This window comes from Brucella pseudogrignonensis (assembly GCF_031454375.1).
GTDB lineage: Bacteria > Pseudomonadota > Alphaproteobacteria > Rhizobiales > Rhizobiaceae > Brucella > Brucella pseudogrignonensis_A.
In genome coordinates, this window is sequence record NZ_JAVDQT010000003.1 from 69,091 (window position 1) to 87,823 (window position 18,733).

Consider the following 18,733-nt stretch of genomic DNA (forward strand, 5'->3'; position numbering starts at 1 on the left):
TCCTCCAAGAGAGATGTTGAGAGAACTGTCATTATTGACGCAAAGCCTTTGACGCCTTGGGTTGCGCGCTTATATTTATAGCATGCAATTCAGAGGCTTCGCTCTAAGACCATGATCAAATCACCGGAACATCAGCTGCTTAATTCGCTCGACCAGCGGTCGCGCGATATTTTCCGGCTGATCGTTGACAGCTACCTCAATGATGGCGATCCGGTCGGCTCACGCAACCTGTCGCGTCTGCTGCCGCACAGCCTTTCGCCTGCGACCATCCGCAATGTGATGAGTGATCTGGAACAACTCGGTCTCATTTACGCACCGCATATTTCTGCAGGACGCCTGCCAACGCAAATCGGCCTGCGTTTCTTTGTAGATGCTTTCATGGAAGTAGGCGATCTGCGCCCGGACGAACGCACGTCGATTGAAGCACAGGTGCGCTCGGCGGGCATGAACAATTCGGTTGAAAGCGTTCTGACCGAAGCCAGTCAAGTTCTCTCTGGCCTGTCGCGTGGTGCGGGGCTCGTGCTTGCAACCAAAACGGAAGGCGCGCTCAAACATATCGAATTTGTACGCCTTGAACCCACCCGCGCATTGGCGGTTCTCGTGATGCAGAATGGCGATGTGGAAAACCGCGTCATCAATCTGCCTGTCGGCATTTCTGCCTCCCAGCTTGTCGAAGCATCAAATTTTCTCAATGCGCATATTCATGGCCATACGCTGTCCGAAGCAAAATCAGAGCTGGAAAAGCTGTCGCAAGAAACCAGACAGGAACTGGATCTTCTCTCGCAGGAACTGGTTGAACAGGGTATCGCCGTCTGGAGTGGTGCAGGTTCTGACCAACCGGCACGTTTGATCGTGCGCGGTCGTGCCAATCTGCTTGAGAACATTCATGCGCAAGAAGATATTGAGCGCCTGCGCCATCTGTTTGATGATTTGGAGACCAAGGATGGCATGATCCAGCTGCTTGATCTGGCTGAATCGGGTTCGGGCGTACGAATCTTTATCGGTTCGGAAAACAAATTGTTTTCTCTCTCAGGGTCTTCTCTGGTTGTGGCGCCTTATCGCGACAGCGAACAGCGCGTTGTTGGCGCGCTTGGCGTGATTGGCCCGACACGGCTTAATTATGCGCGCATCGTGCCAATGGTCGATTATACTGCGCAAATTGTATCGCGATTGCTGCGTTAAGTTGTCAGTCTTAACAAGGCCAACAAATTAGACCTTGATTTTAACGCCGCGAAACTCGATATCCGGCTCAAACACACTTCAAGACGGAAGACACAAAATGGCTGATGAAAAAAACACACCTGAAACCGCCGATCTTGAGCAGCGCGATATCAACAATCCTCGTGATCGTGATGCGCTGAAGCGTGCTGCCGACGATTTTCTGAAAAGCCGCAAGGCGGAAGCGCGCGCTGAGGTCGAAGAAGACGAAGTTGACGCCGAGAACCTCGCTGCCAACACGATTGCTGCTCTTGAAGCAGACAATGCAGAACTGAAAGACCAGATGCTGCGTCTGGTTGCCGAAATGGAAAACCTGCGCAAGCGCACCCAGCGCGATGTTCAGGATGCCCGCACCTATGCGGTGACAAACTTCGCACGCGACATGCTCTCGGTTTCCGACAATCTGAGCCGTGCACATGAATCGATCCCAGCAGAAGCGCTGGAAAGCGATGCCAACCTTAAGTCACTGGCCGAAGGCGTGGAAATGACAGAACGCGCCATGTTGCAAGCTTTGGAACGCCACGGCGTGACCAAGCTCAACCCTGAAGGCGAAAAGTTCGACCCGAACTTCCATCAGGCAATTTTTGAGGCTCCAAATCCTGAACTGCCAGCCAACACGGTCATTCAGGTTATGCAGGCAGGCTATGCCATTGGCGACCGCGTGCTGCGTCCAGCGATGGTTGGCGTTTCCAAGGGCGGCCCAAAGGCTGCTGCAGATGCCGCACCTGAAGGCAATGCATAAGCATACTGACTTCTGAACCTATTTGAGAGAAAGAGCGGCGCGTTAATCGCCGCTCTTTCTTTTTGTCGACATCCGTTGGAATATCGACAGACAATTGCTGGGAGGCGTGCTTGACGATTTTTGATTTTGCCAATTTTGCGGGCGTTTTCATCTTCGCTGCCACCGGCGCACTTGCGGCCTCGCGCCGCCAGCTCGACATTATCGGCTTTATCTTCCTAGCCAATATCACCGGCATTGGCGGCGGCACCATCCGCGACTTGCTTTTGGGTGCACCCGTTTTCTGGGTGATTGAGCCGTTCTATTTGCTGGCAGGCACATCAGCTGCCGTCATTGTCTATTTCACAGCCCATCTTGTTGAATCACGCTATCGGCTTTTGTTGTGGTTTGATGCCGTTGGTATGGCCGCATATACGGTGGTGGGCGCTGCCAAGGGTCTGGCTCTTGGCTTTGGCCCATCAGTGGCAATTGTGACCGGAATTTTCACCGCAACACTGGGCGGCATTTTGCGAGACATGGTGGCGGGCGAGCCATCGGTGCTGATGCGGCGTGAAATCTATGTCAGCGCAGCGCTTGTCGGAGCATGTCTCTATGTGATTTTGGAGCGTTTCGGGATCGATCCGCTCTTTGCCGGGCTTTCATCGGCACTAATCGCCTTTGTCGTGCGCGGCGGCGCGCTTTATTTTGGCTGGAACCTGCCAGTTTATAAAAGCCGTCCCGGTCGCACCGAGGAAGAACTCAAGCGCGACCGGATTGTGCCCTGATTAAATGAGCTTAGCCTGTGTTGCCACAGCCTTGAGATCGACCAGCGGACGCGGGCCCATTTGCTGGATAATCATGCCAGCGGCAAGCGAACCAAGACGTGCGCAATCCTCAAGCGAGCGATCCTTCGTGTAGCCATAAAGGAAGCCCGCAGCATAAAGATCGCCAGCGCCGGTGGTGTCAATCAGTTCTTCAATCTCGATAGCCGGTACTTCAATCGTCTGCTCAGACGTGACGACAACAGCGCCTTTTTCAGACCGTGTGATAATCGACAATTCACAATCCTTGCGGATCGCTTCGATTGCCTCATCTAGCGTCTTGGTCTGATAAAGCGACTTTGCTTCATCTTCATTCGCAAACACAATATCGACCGTGCGGCTGCGCATCAGATCGAGAAACTCTTCGCGATAGCGATCAACACAGAACGGATCAGACAGGGTCATCGCGACCTTGCGGCCATGTTCATGCGCGATCTTAGACGCCAGAACGATTGCTTCCTTGGCGCGCGGCGGATCCCAGAGATAACCTTCAAAATAGGTCACGCGTGCGTCTGCAACCTTGGATGTTTCCACATCTTCCGGCCCAAGCTCGACGCAGGCACCCAGATACGTGTTCATTGAACGCTCACCGTCAGGTGTCACGAAAATCGTGCAACGTGCGGTTGGCGATCCTTTTTCAAGCGGGCGCGTATCGAAAGCAACGCCCTGCGCTCGAATGTCATGTGCAAATACGCGGCCCAGATGATCCGTTGCGACTTTGCCGAAATAGGCAGCACGCCCACCAAGGCTTGCAATGCCCGCAGCCGTATTGCCTGCGCTGCCACCCGACATTTCTGTAACCTGACCCTTGATACGGCCATAGAGCAGCTCGGCCCGGTCCGCATCAATCAGGTTCATAGCACCTTTGATGATGCCGTTTGTTTCGAGAAATGCGTCTTCGGTACGCGAAATAATATCGACAATGGCATTGCCAATGCAAAGTACGTCGAATGTAGCCATGAGCTGGTCTGGGCTCCCGTTTGGTCTGCTTCTCGCCCTGATTGATGTTTTCAAACAGGGCTGGCCGCAGCAATGTGGGGCCGGTTTAACCGTTTGCAAGTGCTTTGGCCACCCTGTCAGACACGACTTAGACCTTTGGACTGGGGACAGGGATATTGCACAGGCCAAGCCCGCTTCCTACTTTCATGCGATGAGATTGCGAAAAGTGGACCTAAATGATCATTGAAGCGGCATCAAAAGCTCTCAAGCGCCTTCCAACGCCGGAATTTCGTTCGATTTTATGGAAAACACTCGGACTGACGCTTTTGCTGCTCATCGGGCTTTGGGTCGCAATTCGTCAATTATTTTTTACCTTGGCCTGGCCATGGATGGAGCAAATCCTGCCCGGCATGCCTGAATGGGCTGGCTGGCTTGGAATTGTGGCAGCTATTGTTGCTGGCCTTGGACTTGCACTCGTGCTCGCCCTAATGATTGCGCCCGTCACAGCACTTGTCGCCGGTATTTTCCTTGATGACGTGGCCGATGTGGTTGAGCGCGAGGACTATCCGGGTGAGCCAAAAGGCACGCCGCTCCCACTCGGACGGTCTGTCATCGTCTCGCTTAAATTCTTGGGCGTCGTTATTATCGGCAACATCATAGCGCTGTTTTTGCTGTTCATACCGGGCATCAATCTGATCGCCTTTTTCGTGATCAACGCCTATTTGCTTAGCCGCGAGTTTTTTGAGTTTGCTGCTATGCGCTATCGTTCAGAAGCCGAATCGAAGGCATTACGCTCGCAATATAGTGTCACCATATTTGCCGCGGGTTTGCTGATTGCAGGCTTTCTGGCAATCCCTATCATCAATCTGCTGACGCCGCTATTTGCTGCCACGATGATGATCCATCTCCACAAAGCGATCTCTGCAAAAGAGATGTTAAAACTGCGGCGGTAGCGGAATAAGCGCTGCCGGAACATCGCAGGTTTTGCCCGGATATTTACAAATATCGGCGACCACGCATTTTTCACATTCAGGCTTGCGCGCTTTACACGTATAGCGCCCATGCAGAATGAGCCAGTGATGCGCGTGGAACAAGTATTCCTTTGGAATCACCCGCATCAGAATAGCTTCCACCGCTTCCGGCGTTTTACCCGGTGCAAGCCCCATGCGGTTGCCGATGCGTAAAACATGCGTATCGACCGCCATGGTTGAATGCCCGAACGCCATACTCAGCACGACATTGGCCGTCTTACGACCAACACCCGGCAGCTCAACCAATGCATTCAAATCATCCGGCACTTCGCCGCCATGTTCGCGAATCAGCGCTTCTGACAGAAGAATAACGTTTTTGGCCTTGTTGCGCCAAAGCCCGATCGTGCGAATGTAATTGCCGACTGTCTCTTCGCCCAGCGCAAGCATCTTTTGCGGCGTGTCTGCAATCGCAAAAAGCGCACGCGTGGCCTTGTTGACCCCAGCATCGGTTGCCTGTGCCGACAGAACCACCGCCACAAGCAGCGTAAAAGCATTCACATGCTCAAGTTCGCCCTTTGGCTCAGGTCGCAATATCGAAAAGCGGCGAAAAATCTCATGAATCTCATCCGCCGTATAAAGCGTGCCAGCCACCCGGCGCGGACGGCGAGCGGGTGTTGCAACATTCACGGGGGATTTGATTTTGGCGTTTTCCATTTTGTCTCTATACTGGCACTTGGCTTTGGAAAAAACTTAGCAGCTTGACGCAGCCCCCACAGGACGTCGTTCCCATGCAGCATCCAGACGGCGCAAATCCGGATAATTTTGACACACCAATTTTCAGTGCATTGCTGACGCCCTATCGCTCGCTGGGGCGAACCGGTTTTCGTGTACTGATGGGCGCGCTGATCCTATGCTGGCTTTTTGTCTGCATCCTGTTCTGGTCAATCGGCGCCTGGCCAATCATCGGATTTTTCGGCCTTGATGTGCTGCTGATCTATCTGGCCTTTCGCTGGAATTACCACGCAGCCAATGCGCGGGAAGAAATATCCGTCTCCCGTTCAGCGCTGCATATTCGCAAATATGAGCCTTCCGGCAAAATGGTTGCGCATGAGTTTCACCCCTTCTGGTCGCGTTTCAGGATCGCCCGCAAACCGGAATTCGGCATCACATCGATGCATGTCGAAAGCCGCGAGAACCGCGTCCTTATTGGTGGATTTCTCAATCCCGATGATCGGGAAAGCTTCGCAACAGCTTTTCGCGATGCACTGGCACAGGCCAGAAGATAGACTTTCCACATCTTCTGGCAGCTTTTGCCGCCAGTGCCGCTGATTTACAATCTAAAGATGGGCTAAGGAAAGGAATCGAAATTCGGCTCTTGAAGTCGGGCTTTTCACAAGCCATATCAGTTGGGTGAAAGATACGCCGCAAGGGTGCTTTCCATAACCGGTCGCTTCGATAAGGACTGATGCAATGACACGAATGACACCGTTTTCGAGCCCTTTACTGCTCGGATTCGACACGATGGAAAAGACGCTGGAACGGATTGCCAAATCCGGCGAAGGCTACCCGCCCTATAATATCGAGCGCCTGCGCGGCGAGACCGGTTCTGAACGCCTGCGTATCACGCTGGCTGTTGCGGGCTTTGCCAGCGACGACCTCGAAGTCATGACGGAAGACAACCAGCTTGTTATCCGCGGACGCCAGACCGACGACACCGAACGCGAGTTTCTGCACCGTGGCATCGCTGCCCGTCAGTTTCAGCGCGTGTTTGTTTTGGCGGATGGAATGCGGGTTGTCGCCTGCGATCTGAAGAACGGTCTATTAGCGATTGATCTTGATAGACCTGAACCAGAACGGCTGATCAAACGTATTAATATAGCAGTTAAGGACTAAATCCGGTTCAGACTGGGTTCACGCTGAGACCGCTATAAAGAATTATTAAGCTCTTAAGCGCCATGATCGCAAATGATATGCCGCTAGAACGGAGGCTACGATGATGAACAGACATATTCTTACTGATCATGAATTCGCGCATCTGGGTGAAGGCGAACTGGCCTATGTGCGCAAGATCAGGTCCGACGACCTCTCGCGCACTTTCCCTGCGCTGCCACCGATTGCTCCGGGTTTAGAAATCTGGGCACTGTTTGGCGCGAGCGGTGAGCCGATTGTGCTCTCCGATGTCCGAGCCACAGCTCTTCAGGGCGCACAGGAACACGAACTGCGTACCGTCACTTTGCAGTGAAAGAAGTGCTGTCGTGCAGCTTTAGTTAGAAAAAAACCGCCGTTCTCCCGGAACGGCGGTTTTTTAAAACTCAATATTCGTCAAACTCAGGCAGCGTTGGTGGCTGGCTGTGCTTTGAGGAATGAATAAAGCGCCTGCGCGTCATGTGTGCCGCGCAGCTTGGCAACTGTATCGGCATCGCGCAACATACGCGCAATACGTGACAGAGCCTTCAGGTGGTCAGCGCCCGCGTTTTCCGGTGCCAAAAGCAGGAAAACGAGATCAACAGGCTGATCGTCCAGTGCTTCAAAATCCACTGGCGTTTCAAGGCGCGCAAAAATTCCGGCAATCTTATCAATACTCGCCAGCTTACCGTGTGGAATGGCGATGCCATTACCAACACCAGTCGAACCAAGGCGTTCGCGCTGGAGAATTGTTTCAAAAACTTCACGCTCAGGGAGACCGGTCAGTTCCGCAGCCTTTTCAGACAGAATCTGCAAAAGCTGCTTTTTGGAGCTGGCTTTCAACGCAGGGATAATCGCCCCTGGCTGAATCAGATCACTAAGATCCATTCTCTCCGTTCCTTCTTCAATCAAGCCATTTAAGGCCCGGTTTGGGGAAGCGCACGACAGTATCCACTGCGTGCGCTTCTGGTTTGCCGTCAGGCGCGTGGCGCGGACTGGCGGGTTACCGTTGAAGGATCAACCCAGCCAATGTTTCCGTCCGCACGACGGTAGACGATATTAACTTCATCATTGCCTGCATTGCGGAAAACCAGAACCGGATTTTCAATCAGGTCAAGTTCCACAACTGCCGACGCGACCGAGAGGGTGCGAAGAGCAACAGACGATTCCGCAACAATAGTTGGCGCGTAATCAACCGGAAGGTCCTCCTCTTCTTCCGGCAGCGGTGCCATAACACGATATGCCACATCATCATAGATCGCATTTGGTGCAGTGGCAGGACGCGATTTCAGCCGGCGCTTGTAACGGCGCAACCGGGTTTCAATCTTGTCAGCCGCCGCATCGAACGCCAGTTGCGGGTCTTGTGCATCTCCGGTGCTCTGAAGAGTGGCACCACTATCAAGATGCAAAGTGCAATCTGCGCTATAGCGCGATCCGGACTTGGTGACCGTTACCTGCCCGGAAAAGCCATGATCAAAATATTTGCCGACCGCATCATTAACCCGATCAACGATCCGGGTCGTAAAAGCTTCGCCGACGTCCATATGCTTTCCAGATACACGCAGAGTCATTTGGTACACCTCATTTGCGTTACACAACAGGACGTAGTCTAACCACATGGTGAGCGAAGCGCAAAGCGAACCAGCATCAATTTTGCTTTTCGTCCTGTGCTTATTTTAGCCTCGTTTCACATATTCCAGAGAAGCAGGCCTTGCTTTCCAGAATAGGTTCATTTTCACGGCTATTCGAGTAATTTCCCCATTCATCGTCAGGGATGGCTCACTGCACATCGTTCTTTTATGTAACGCAGAAAACGCAGAAGCGTTTCCCGAAATATTACCTAGCCTTCCATTCAAACAATCGGTCAGTGTGAAACCGACTTTTGCAGGTTCATATCGTTATGCGAGCCGGGCTTCTATTGACTGAAACGTCAATTGTCAATCGCGGCCTCTCTCGGTCACTTCTTATGCACTGCGCCCCGTCTATCAGGAAAAAGCAAATTTAAATAAACCGGATTTCAGTGGTTATGGAAGTTCCAGAGCAATTCCATGACGTTACCAAAGGGATGCTTCACTCTGATCCACTACAGGTAATCTTGATTACTTTGCGGATAATCTGGCTTTTTTCTCGCGCCTGCGTTGAACAGATGAAGCAATATTCATCGATTCCCGATATTTTGCGACTGTTCGGCGCGCGATATCCACCCCGTCTTTTTTCAACGCATCAACGATTGCATCATCGGAAAGCACGTCATCGGGCTTTTCTGCATCGATCATCTGGCGGATACGATGGCGCACACTCTCAGACGAATGCGCATCGCCACCCTCTGACGAGGCGATCGATGCATTGAAAAAATAGCGCAATTCAAAGACGCCCCGCGAGGTTGCCATAAATTTATTGGCCGTCACGCGGCTGATGGTTGATTCATGCATACCGACCGCATCGGCAACAGTGCGCAGGTTCAGTGGTTTGAGGTGTGTAACACCGTCGCGAAGAAAGCCGTCCTGCTGACGCACGATTTCCTGTGTGACTTTAAGAATCGTTCGCGCGCGCTGATCAAGACTGCGCACCAGCCAGCTTGCCGACTGCATGCAATCAGACAGAAATGCTTTTTCTTCCGCCTTCACGGAAGGGCTGACTTCCGCGTAATATTCATTATTCACGATCAGACGCGGCATCGCATCAGGGTTAAGCTCAATTGCCCAGCCCCCATCACTTGTCGGCGAAACCAACACATCAGGCGTAATCACATCAGCAACCAAGACTTCAAACTGTGTGCCGGGCTTGGGATCAAGCGCCCTTATTTCACCCAACATATCGAGAAGATCAGATTGATCGACACCACAAAGCTTCTTGAGCGATGCGAAATCTCTCCGCGCCAGCAGTTCAAGATTATCGATCAAAGCTGCCATTGCCGGATCATATCGATCTTTCAGCCGAAGCTGGATCGCCAGACATTCGCGCAGATCACGTGCAAAAATTCCTGGCGGATCAAAACCTTGCACCGCATGCAACACCCGCTCGACATGTGCGGTCTCAACACCAAGATTTTGCGCAAGCAACGATGTGTCAGCGCGCAAATAACCGCTTTCATCGAGTGCATCGGCAAGAGCAGTGGCGATAAAACGATCAGCCGGATTGCTGAATGAGAGGGCAACCTGCTCAGCAACATGCTCATTCAAAGATGGGCGGCTCGCGGTAAGCTGATCAATATCATAACTGCCGCCTGCGCCTCCACTATCGCCACCAGAAATTTTCCACTGCGGGTCAAGCATGCCCCCGGCATCATCGGAACGGCCAGGATCATCTGGGAAAATATTTTCTAACGAGCTGTCAAAGGTCGACGAAAGGTTCTGCGCGTCGGCAACGCTGTCGGTCTTGAACCAGTCTTCATCGGATGAAGCATCCGACGTGTCACCGCTATCGCTCGCAGTTTCAGGCTCTGCAAAATCGTCGTTTGCAGCTTCTATTCTGTCCAGAAGCGGATTTTTCTCGATCTCAATGTCGATAAATTGCTCCAGCTCAATATGCGTCATCTGCAACAGCTTGATGGACTGCATCAACTGCGGCGTCATCACCAGCGATTGCGACTGACGAAAATCAAGCTTTGGCGACAGAGCCATGCGGTGCGTAATCCCCCCGTTTCCCAAACGGCAATTGAGCTGGCACGCAACATGTTCCTGAATTGTTTTCAATTAAAGCGTGCAGCTCATCAAAACTGGTATGAACCTTGCTTGTCAATTCTGAATGTGCGTTTTTTCGAGAAAAGAGGAAAATAGTCGCAAAAATGACGCGACTGCTGAGGTAGTCGTCGCGTCATACATGGGAAGAAGGGAAGCGGTTTCCACAAGCCTGTGGAAACCTGAAAAAATCAAAGCGTAAACTGATCGCCGAGATAGAGCCTGCGCACGTCAGGATTGGCGACGATTTCCGCCGGGCGTCCATGGGTCAGCACCTGACCGGCATGGATAATATAAGCACGATCGATCAGGCCGAGCGTTTCGCGCACATTGTGGTCGGTGATCAGAACGCCAATGCCACGGCTGGTCAAATGGCGTACGAGCTGCTGAATATCGGAAACTGCGATAGGATCAACGCCTGCAAAAGGTTCATCCAGCAACATGAAATTCGGGCGCGATGCGAGAGCGCGGGCAATTTCGAGACGACGGCGTTCACCACCCGACAGCGAAATTGCAGCAGCTTTGCGCAGATGCGAAATGTGAAACTCTTCCAGAAGAGCATCTAGCTCCATCGCGCGCTTCTTACGGTCCTTTTCGACCACTTCCAGCACGGCCTTGATATTATTCTCGACCGAAAGACCACGGAAAATCGACGCTTCCTGTGGCAGATAACCAATGCCCAGACGCGACCGGCGATACATCGGCATCGAGGTTACATCATAACCATCGATTTCAATCGAACCAGCATCTGCCGGAACAAGCCCCGTCACCATATAGAAGCACGTTGTCTTACCGGCACCGTTCGGGCCGAGAATGCCAACCGCCTCACCAGCGCGCACACCAAAAGACACGCCGTTGACGACCTGACGTCCGCGATAACTTTTGCAAAGCCCACGCGCCACCAGAGTACCCTTAAGGCGCGTTTCTTTGCCCGGCTGCGCAGGCATCATCCCGTCAACAGCAGATGAAGGTGCAGCACTTTCAGAAACGGCCATAGACTCGTCGGCTTTCTTATTCCAGAACAATCCCACGCGTGCTCCGGTTAATTCGATTTGGGCGCAGCGCCGCCCTGCTGTTGATCCTTGGGCGACATAATGATCGAAACGCGACCCTTGCTCTGGCCCTTGCAGCTTTCGAGGAAAGCTTTGCCGGTGCCCATATTGGCTGTCAGTTTGCAACCGGTCGCCACATTGTCACCATCGGTGAGGACAACTTTCTGTCCCTGCAACACCATGACCTGACTTTTGCCGTCATAAGTGCCGGTATCGCCAGTCGCGACCTGCGTGCCGGATTTGAGGTAAACCTTGTCGCTGATTTCGAGGCGATCAATGCCGGAACCACTCAGGCCAGCAGTGCCGCCAGCGGGCTTGCCATCTTCACCCTGCGCGTCTTTGTTATAAAAGACGATCATCTTACCGGACTTCAAAAGCGCATCGCCCTGCATCACAGACACATTGCCTGTGAAAATGGCCTTGCCTTCTTTGTCGAGCATTTCGAGTTTGTCGGCATCGATCTTGATCGGGTTTTTGCCATCAGAAAGCTTGAGGCTGCCGAAAGGCACCTGCTGGCTATCCTGAGCCGACGCTACACCGGGCGCAACAATAAGACCGAGCGCCAAAGCCGCAAATCCCATCCGCAGCGTGCGGGTCTTCAAGATCTTGTTCATTGTGCCCGTCTCACGTTCCATCGCTTATACTTCCCCTAAAGACCCCTGCGGGATCAGGTCCAGCGCAATTCATAACTGTCTGACGCATAAACGGTTATGAAAAGTCGATCAACCTTTCACAACCGCAGCTCAGGCCAGAATATCAGCCTTAATCTTAAACATAACGCAGCCAGATAGAAATATCTGACTGCGCATAAACCTAATCACAACCACCTAAAAAGCGCGGCAAAAAACATGCGCTATTTTTCGGCAATTATCCCGCCCGATCATTTTCAGGCGTTTTGTCACCCGAAACTGCACCACCGTCAATGACGACACGCACTTTGTTTTCAAAGATCAGCACCTTGCCGCTCTCTTTAATCTGCATGCTGTCTGCACTGATCTGCGTGCTGCCATTGCGAATATCAACCGGCTTATCTGTCGTCACCTGTCCGCTCTTCAGATTAACATCTGCGTTGCGCATGACGGCATGAAGCCCTTCATCAGTGGTAACAGTAAAATCCTTATCAAGTTGCAAACGTCCATTCGCATTATCGTAAACGCCGGATGCAGCTTCGATTTTAGCATTACCCTTTTCGCCAACAGGCAGGTCTGCCGAAATACCTTCAAGTGCAATCGAGCCGCTATTCTTGGCATCCTGCACAGCTTTTGCTGCCACCATCGAATAAGGGCGATTATCCTTGGTGTAACCATTGAGCTGCGGATTGCTCATTACAAGCTTACCCGCCTCACCACCGTTATTAACTTCAACTTTAACCGGCGAAGCAGGTGTCGCAAGGAATGTGAACCATGAAAAAACAGCAGCCAGTGCGATTGCAGCGACAGGCAAAGCCGTCTTGAGTACCCGCACGCGGACCGAATGGCGCTGCGCTGCACGAAAAATTGAGGCTGCCTTTTCAGACGCTCCAAAATGCATGCCCGCGCTTTCAGAAACTGCGGCGGCAGCTCCTCGCGAAACATGAATATGTGGTGTGTCAGCGCTCATAGTGTCTTTCAATCGTTCCAGGTTTTCGTCAGCTTTTAATGTTGCTTTATTGCTCAACTGTTTACGAAAGCATTAGGATCAACATTTTTCGTCGAATGCTATCTTCGTTCAATGCGGCTTATTTGGGGTTCAATAGCCTGCTACTCAAGTCTGTTACAGACCACAAAACAACGCACCTGCCATGCAAACCGGGCATAGGCTCTATAAATTCGCAGAAAATACCGCGTATTCCGGCCTTTTCACTACTGATAAAAGCCCGATCAATTCCTTGTTAACATAAAACTAAATTTCATTATAGTCTCTAGCCTGAGCAGAAGGGAAGCGCACCACCTTCCCCAATTGCGAACCATATATTAAAAGGCATCAATTATTATTTATCTTGTTTGTTGAATGGATGGACCGACCGAATGGCTCAAGATGCCGAAGCCCTGATCGAAAGACGCAAGCTGCGCCGTAAATTGACTGTCTGGCGCGTCGCGTTTCTCCTTCTCTTGGCTCTATTGATCGCCGGCATCGCCTCCTATTCCATGCGCGGCACAAATTTTGCCACGCCGCATGTTGCGAAAGTGCGCATCGAAGGCACAATTTTTGAGAATGAAGAGCTTCTCAAGCGCCTTAACAAAATTGCCGATGACGATGCTGTCAAAGCTGTGATCCTTATTCTTGATTCTCCCGGCGGCACCACTGTTGGCGGAGAAACGATTTATGAAGCTGTGCGGAGAATCGCTAAAAAGAAGCCGGTCGTCACCCAGGTTGGTACCCTTGCAGCTTCCGCTGGCTATATGATTGCCGCTGGCTCAGACCATATTATTGCGCATCAGACCTCAATTGTCGGCTCAATCGGCGTGCTGTTCCAATATCCCGATCTGTCAAAACTGCTCGATACGATTGGCGTGAAGGTTGAAGCTATCAAGTCTTCGCCACTCAAAGCGGAACCAAACTATTTCAGCCCGGCAAGCGAAGAAGCCAAAGCCATGATCCGCAATATGATCATGGATTCCTATGACTGGTTTGTCGGCATTGTGCAGGAACGCCGCTCTTTCACCCATGAAGAAGCGTTGGCGCTCGCCAATGGTGCAGTTTTCACGGGCCGTCAGGCGCTTGAGAAAAAGCTGATCGACGGGCTTGGTGGAGAGCAGGAAGCGGTTGACTGGCTGACAAGCAAAGGCATTTCCAAAGATCTGCCGAAACTTGAATGGAAGCCGGTCAGCGCAGACACCGGATTTTCGCTCCGCGATCTCATTATTCATGCTGGCGCGAAACTTCTGGGCTTGCCTCAGGAAGCCAATGGATTACTTAATGAAATCGCTAAAGATCGTATCTTCCTTGACGGACTTCTCTCCGTTTGGCACGTTGACGGTCAGCCGGGCAGCAACCCGGCAAATAATTGAGTCCTTTCGTCGGACACCATAAACACAGGGGTTAAAAGCCGTGATCAAATCGGAACTCGTTCAGATTATCGCCAGCCGTAATCCGCATCTTTTCCAGCGCGATGTTGAAAACATCGTTGGAGCGGTTTTTGATGAGATCACAACCGCCCTTGCTGAAGGCAATCGCGTCGAGCTTCGCGGCTTTGGCGCGTTCTCGGTGAAAAACCGCCCTGCCCGCAGTGGTCGCAATCCACGCACCGGCGATACGGTGGACGTCGAAGAAAAGTGGGTTCCGTTTTTCAAGACGGGTAAGGAACTGCGTGACCGTCTCAACGGCGCCATCTGATCTGTCATGGTGGCAAAGCGCGTCGTAACAATTGTCATTCTTGTGCCGCTGGCGATCATTCTGATCGCTTTGTCGGTGGCCAATCGTCAAACGATTGGCCTGACAATTGATCCGTTCAATCCCGGCAATCCAGCACTGACCTATCAGGCTCCGCTGTTTATCTGGCTGTTTGGCGCGCTCATCCTTGGCGCTGTTATTGGTGCGGCCGTGACTTGGCTCACGCAAGGCAAGCACCGCCGTCGTGGTCGCCACTATAAAAAAGAGGCTTCACAGCTTCTCGAACGTGCCGAATCTGCCGAAAAACGCCACGCGTCTAACACTCTCACCAAGGTCTGATCGCGTCTTTTCGTTTTTTCACTTTCGTTCTGGCGGCATTTGCCCTACCTAAACCCAAAATAATAAACGGAGTTTCGGGTGAAGGCGCCAAAAGGAAAAGGCAAGAAGCCAACAGGCGGTAAAGAGCAGCGCGGTTCAGGCCGCGCAAAGCATGAAGAACCGCGTTCGGCTTCAAGACATGGGAACAAGCCTGACGACAAAGGTACGTTCTTTAAAAAGCCACGCCCGCAATTCGCTAAGGCACCTGTTAAGCCAGCCGAAGAAAAGCACGCTGCAGCTAGCCCTCTACGCGAAATCAAAGCGTATCAAGGCGAGCGTCCGGGCGAACGCGCACCTGTCATTCTCGAAACAGAGCCGTCAAACGATTATGCGCTGCTTGATAGCGGCGATGGTCTCAAGCTCGAACAATATGGCCCCTATCGCATCATCCGGCCGGAAGGTCAGGCCATCTGGCTTCCAAGCCTCGGCAAAGGCGAATGGGACAAGGCCGACGCAGTCTTTACCGGCAACACTGATGAAGAAGGCATGGGCCGCTGGGCATTTCCAAAGCTGCCGATTGGTGAGCAGCTTGGCGAAACATGGCCGATGCAGCATGACGGCATTTCATTTCATGGCCGTTTCACATCATTTCGTCATGTCGGCGTGTTCCCGGAACAGGCCGCCCACTGGTCCTATATGGACAAGCTTATTCGTGATGCAGCCAAGTCGGGTCGCACCGTAAAAGTGCTCAATCTGTTTGGTTATACTGGCGTAGCTTCGCTTGTTGCAGCACGCGCAGGGGCTGAAGTTACCCATGTCGATGCATCGAAGAAAGCAATCGTCTGGGCGCGCGAAAATCAGGAAATGGCCGGACTATCAGACAAGCCAATCCGCTGGATTTGCGAAGATGCGATGAAGTTTGTGCAGCGCGAAGAGCGCCGCGGCAGCACCTATGACATTATCCTGCTTGATCCCCCCGCTTATGGCCGTGGCCCGAACGGTGAAGTCTGGCAGTTGTTCGAACATCTGCCTGCTATGGTCGATACTTGCCGTGCGATCCTTTCGCCAAAAGCTTTGGCCGTCATTCTGACCGCCTATTCGATCCGCGCTTCCTTCTTCGCCATTCATGAACTGGTCCGTGACCGCTTCACCGGACTTGGCGGAACGGTCGAATCGGGCGAACTTATTCTTCGCGAACGTGCATCAAAGCGTGCGCTTTCCACCTCCATGTTCAGCCGCTGGGTAGCAAAATGAGCCGAGACGACGATTTTTCCAAAAGCGGCAATTCACATTCGGGCCAGCATTCAGGCCAACGCGTCGGTCAGGTGAAAGAAGTCACCAGCCTGACAAATCCAATTGTCAAAGACCTTCGCTCGCTCGCCCTTAAAAAGTTTCGTGATCAGCAGGGCGTGTTTCTGGCCGAAGGTTTGAAGCTCGTCATTGATGCCTTTGAACAGGATTGGCGCATTAAGACGCTTGTTTTTGCCAAGTCCGGCAAGGGCAACAAGATGGTCGAGCAGGTTGCAGCACGCACGTTTGCCAAGGGCGGACTGGTGCTGGAAGTGACCGAAAAGATCATGGCAGCCATCACCCGTCGCGATAATCCGCAGATGGTAGTTGGCGTTTTCGAGCAGCAGTATCAGCCGCTTTCAAGCCTCAAGCCAAAAGGCAATGATGTTTACATCGCGCTCGACCGTGTGCGCGATCCGGGCAATCTTGGTACTGTCATCCGCACAGCCGACGCGGTTGGTGCCAAAGGCATTATCCTGATTGGCGACACCACCGATCCTTATTCGCTGGAAACCGTGCGTGCGACGATGGGCTCGGTCTTCTCGTTGCCGCTTTATAAGACAACGGAATCCGAGTTTCTCAACTGGCGCAAAGGCTTTTCGGGGCTTCTCGTCGGCACACATCTGAAAGGTGCTGTCGATTATCGCACGATCCCTTATGCCAAAAAGCCAGTCATTCTCATGATGGGCAATGAGCAGCAGGGACTGCCAGATAACTTGGCAGAAAGCTGCGATAAACTCGCGCGTATTCCGCAGGCTGGTCGCGCCGATTCGCTTAATCTGGCGATTGCCACCGGCGTCATGCTCTATGAAATTCGCCGCGATGCCCTCACCCTTGATGAAAGAACCAGCGGATGAAGCGCCACGCCGTCCTGTCATCGTTTTTCGTTGTCTTCTTTACGGTTCTGATCGATCAGGGCGTCAAATATCTCGTTGAAACCCGGATGGGCTATCACGAGCAGATTGATATTCTGCCGTTTCTTGCACTGTTTCGCACGCATAATGAAGGCATCGCATTCTCGATGCTGGCATGGCTGCACGACTGGGGACTGGTTGCAATCACCGCAGCCGTCATTATTTTCGTGCTCTATCTCTGGTGGACCAATCCATCCAATCGTATCTTTGCGCGCTATGGCTTTGCGCTCGTTGTGGGCGGTGCGATTGGCAATCTGATCGACCGCGTGATGCACGGCTATGTGGTCGATTATATCCTCTTCCATCTGCCTACATGGTCATTCGCTGTTTTCAATCTGGCAGACACATTTATCACCATCGGAGCAGCACTGATTATTCTAGAAGAATTTCTTGGCTGGCGGCGCGAAAAAGCAGCGCGCTAACCATTCTTGCTGGTTGTTTTTTGCAGCCCGAGCGAAAGTCTTGATTGCACAGGGGCTTTCGCTTAATTTGAATTCAAATTTAACAGTTTTTTGAAGGGGATAAGCTCGACCCACTCCAATTGACACATTGGTGACACGCTTCTGTCATCCTCACGTAGCACTGAACGACTATTGCTTTGGCAAATACGGAACAAATCATCCGTTGCCGGGCAAGCCATTCGGGAATGCGCGGAAACGGAATTAGGAGCGAATCATCATGTCAACACTGCTTGGAATGAGCCAGCAAATCATCGATGATACGGTCATGTCGGGTATAGAAGCACAACAGGCACTTTTTGAGACAAACGGCGCTCCCATAGTTTTGGGACGCATCGGCACGCTCGAAGTGCGACTTGCAAATTCTCGCGAGGCGATTGAAGCCGCGCAGGAATTGCGGTTTCGTGTGTTCTTTGAAGAAATGGGCGCCCGCAAGGAAAGCATTGAAGAAGTTGAGTTGCGAGACGCCGACCGTTTCGATGCGATCTGCGATCATCTTCTGGTCTACGATACCGCCCTGCCCGTGCCAGAGCACAAGCAGATTGTCGGCACCTATCGTCTGATGCGCAGCGAACAGGCGGAAAAAGCACTCGGTTTTTATTCGGCTGATGAATATGACGTGCAGCGTCTGGCGCTTTCGCGCCCTGATTTGAGGCTTCTCGAGCTTGGTCGCTCCTGCGTCAAAGCGGAATATCGCTCCAAGCGCACAGTTGAACTGCTCTGGCAGGGTGCATGGGCTTATTGCCGCCGCCATTCGATTGATGTGATGTTTGGCTGTGCATCGTTCCATGGTGCTGTGCCGGCTGCACATGCGCTGGGACTGTCGTTCCTGCATCAGAATTGCCGTGCAACGCCTGACTGGGATGTGCGCGCACTGCCGCATCGCTATCAGCCGATGGATTTGATGCCGAAAGAAGCGATCAACACCAAGGTTGCGCTGTTCTCGATGCCGCCGCTGGTGAAGGGTTACTTGCGTCTCGGTGCGATGATCGGTGACGGCGCGGTGATCGATGAAGCTTTCGGCACGACAGATGTTTTCATCATCCTGCCGATTGAGCGGATTTCCAGCCGCTACATCACTTACTACGGTGCGGAAGCCAATCGTTTTGTATAAATAAAAAGGCGAAGCACCAGCTT

22 protein-coding genes are annotated in these 18,733 nt (G+C 52.4%); 14 read left to right on the top strand and 8 right to left on the bottom strand.

The annotated features are described in order from the left end of the window. Nucleotides 1-111 precede the first annotated feature (111 nt). From hrcA to J2782_RS11205, 3 genes are all read left to right on the top strand, one after another. Nucleotides 112-1,182, top strand: a complete 1,071-nt coding sequence (gene hrcA / locus J2782_RS11195; protein WP_250039109.1) for a heat-inducible transcriptional repressor HrcA — start codon at nucleotides 112-114, stop codon at nucleotides 1,180-1,182. Between the two features lie 97 nt (nucleotides 1,183-1,279). Continuing rightward, nucleotides 1,280-1,960, top strand: a complete 681-nt coding sequence (grpE, locus tag J2782_RS11200; RefSeq protein WP_310012458.1) for a nucleotide exchange factor GrpE — start codon at nucleotides 1,280-1,282, stop codon at nucleotides 1,958-1,960. 110 nt (nucleotides 1,961-2,070) lie between these two features. Further along, complete coding sequence (locus J2782_RS11205) at nucleotides 2,071-2,721, top strand: trimeric intracellular cation channel family protein (protein ID WP_310012460.1); 651 nt, start codon at nucleotides 2,071-2,073, stop codon at nucleotides 2,719-2,721. On the opposite strand, the gene J2782_RS11210 is transcribed toward J2782_RS11205, so the two are convergent. Beyond that, nucleotides 2,722-3,717, bottom strand: coding sequence for an adenosine kinase (locus J2782_RS11210; RefSeq protein ID WP_310012462.1), 996 nt, complete (start codon nucleotides 3,715-3,717; stop codon nucleotides 2,722-2,724). A 215-nt stretch (nucleotides 3,718-3,932) separates the two neighbouring features. Here J2782_RS11210 and J2782_RS11215 point away from each other — a divergent pair, with 215 nt between their 5' ends. Then, on the top strand, nucleotides 3,933-4,649 hold the full coding sequence (locus J2782_RS11215) for a sulfate transporter family protein (RefSeq protein ID WP_310012463.1): 717 nt from the start codon (nucleotides 3,933-3,935) through the stop codon (nucleotides 4,647-4,649). Here J2782_RS11215 and nth read toward each other — a convergent pair. Next, on the bottom strand, nucleotides 4,632-5,381 hold the full coding sequence (gene nth, locus J2782_RS11220) for an endonuclease III (protein ID WP_310012465.1): 750 nt from the start codon (nucleotides 5,379-5,381) through the stop codon (nucleotides 4,632-4,634). The genes J2782_RS11215 and nth overlap by 18 nt on opposite strands. Before the next feature lie 74 nt (nucleotides 5,382-5,455). Between nth and J2782_RS11225 the strand changes: the two genes are divergently transcribed. The 3 genes from J2782_RS11225 to J2782_RS11235 all read left to right on the top strand — a co-directional run bounded on the left by J2782_RS11225 (nucleotide 5,456) and on the right by J2782_RS11235 (nucleotide 6,909). Beyond that, on the top strand, nucleotides 5,456-5,953 hold the full coding sequence (locus J2782_RS11225; RefSeq protein WP_310012470.1) for a DUF2244 domain-containing protein: 498 nt from the start codon (nucleotides 5,456-5,458) through the stop codon (nucleotides 5,951-5,953). Nucleotides 5,954-6,137: 184 nt separating this feature from the next. Beyond that, the gene (locus J2782_RS11230; protein WP_250039117.1) at nucleotides 6,138-6,560 is read left to right on the top strand and encodes an Hsp20 family protein; all 423 of its coding nucleotides are present in this window, start codon (nucleotides 6,138-6,140) and stop codon (nucleotides 6,558-6,560) included. Between the two features lie 103 nt (nucleotides 6,561-6,663). Continuing rightward, nucleotides 6,664-6,909, top strand: coding sequence for a BQ00720 family protein (locus J2782_RS11235; protein WP_250039449.1), 246 nt, complete (start codon nucleotides 6,664-6,666; stop codon nucleotides 6,907-6,909). 86 nt (nucleotides 6,910-6,995) lie between these two features. Here the strand turns inward: J2782_RS11235 and ptsN are convergent, their stop codons facing one another. The 6 genes from ptsN to lptC form a co-directional block, all read right to left on the bottom strand. Further along, a complete protein-coding gene (gene ptsN / locus J2782_RS11240; protein ID WP_250039118.1) occupies nucleotides 6,996-7,460 on the bottom strand; it encodes a PTS IIA-like nitrogen regulatory protein PtsN in 465 nt (154 codons plus the stop codon). 89 nt (nucleotides 7,461-7,549) lie between these two features. Further along, nucleotides 7,550-8,143, bottom strand: coding sequence for a ribosome hibernation-promoting factor, HPF/YfiA family (hpf, locus tag J2782_RS11245; protein ID WP_250039120.1), 594 nt, complete (start codon nucleotides 8,141-8,143; stop codon nucleotides 7,550-7,552). Between the two features lie 528 nt (nucleotides 8,144-8,671). After that, complete coding sequence (gene rpoN / locus J2782_RS11250) at nucleotides 8,672-10,195, bottom strand: RNA polymerase factor sigma-54 (RefSeq protein ID WP_310012473.1); 1,524 nt, start codon at nucleotides 10,193-10,195, stop codon at nucleotides 8,672-8,674. A gap of 248 nt (nucleotides 10,196-10,443) precedes the next feature. Further along, nucleotides 10,444-11,283: an LPS export ABC transporter ATP-binding protein gene (lptB, locus tag J2782_RS11255; protein WP_310012475.1), complete on the bottom strand. Its 840-nt coding sequence runs from the start codon at nucleotides 11,281-11,283 to the stop codon at nucleotides 10,444-10,446. A gap of 11 nt (nucleotides 11,284-11,294) precedes the next feature. After that, nucleotides 11,295-11,939, bottom strand: coding sequence for an LptA/OstA family protein (locus tag J2782_RS11260; RefSeq protein WP_310012476.1), 645 nt, complete (start codon nucleotides 11,937-11,939; stop codon nucleotides 11,295-11,297). A gap of 232 nt (nucleotides 11,940-12,171) precedes the next feature. Further along, entirely contained in the window at nucleotides 12,172-12,903 is a 732-nt protein-coding gene (lptC, locus tag J2782_RS11265) for an LPS export ABC transporter periplasmic protein LptC (protein ID WP_310012479.1), read from the bottom strand. A gap of 407 nt (nucleotides 12,904-13,310) precedes the next feature. Here lptC and sppA point away from each other — a divergent pair, with 407 nt between their 5' ends. The 7 genes from sppA (at nucleotide 13,311) to olsB (ending at nucleotide 18,710) form a co-directional block, all read left to right on the top strand. After that, entirely contained in the window at nucleotides 13,311-14,294 is a 984-nt protein-coding gene (gene sppA / locus J2782_RS11270; RefSeq protein ID WP_310012480.1) for a signal peptide peptidase SppA, read from the top strand. Nucleotides 14,295-14,334: 40 nt separating this feature from the next. Beyond that, nucleotides 14,335-14,619: an integration host factor subunit beta gene (locus J2782_RS11275; RefSeq protein ID WP_250039129.1), complete on the top strand. Its 285-nt coding sequence runs from the start codon at nucleotides 14,335-14,337 to the stop codon at nucleotides 14,617-14,619. Nucleotides 14,620-14,625: 6 nt separating this feature from the next. Further along, nucleotides 14,626-14,955, top strand: a complete 330-nt coding sequence (locus J2782_RS11280; RefSeq protein ID WP_310012486.1) for a LapA family protein — start codon at nucleotides 14,626-14,628, stop codon at nucleotides 14,953-14,955. 78 nt (nucleotides 14,956-15,033) lie between these two features. Next, entirely contained in the window at nucleotides 15,034-16,188 is a 1,155-nt protein-coding gene (locus J2782_RS11285) for an RsmD family RNA methyltransferase (RefSeq protein ID WP_310012488.1), read from the top strand. After that, on the top strand, nucleotides 16,185-17,081 hold the full coding sequence (locus J2782_RS11290) for a TrmH family RNA methyltransferase (RefSeq protein WP_310012490.1): 897 nt from the start codon (nucleotides 16,185-16,187) through the stop codon (nucleotides 17,079-17,081). The genes J2782_RS11285 and J2782_RS11290 overlap by 4 nt, the downstream gene beginning before the upstream one ends. Beyond that, nucleotides 17,078-17,560 (top strand): signal peptidase II, encoded by a 483-nt coding sequence (gene lspA / locus J2782_RS11295; RefSeq protein WP_310012492.1) that lies wholly within the window; start codon nucleotides 17,078-17,080, stop codon nucleotides 17,558-17,560. Before J2782_RS11290 ends, lspA begins: the two co-directional genes overlap by 4 nt. A gap of 256 nt (nucleotides 17,561-17,816) precedes the next feature. Then, the gene (gene olsB / locus J2782_RS11300; protein WP_310012493.1) at nucleotides 17,817-18,710 is read left to right on the top strand and encodes a l-ornithine N(alpha)-acyltransferase; all 894 of its coding nucleotides are present in this window, start codon (nucleotides 17,817-17,819) and stop codon (nucleotides 18,708-18,710) included. Nucleotides 18,711-18,733: the final 23 nt, after the last annotated feature.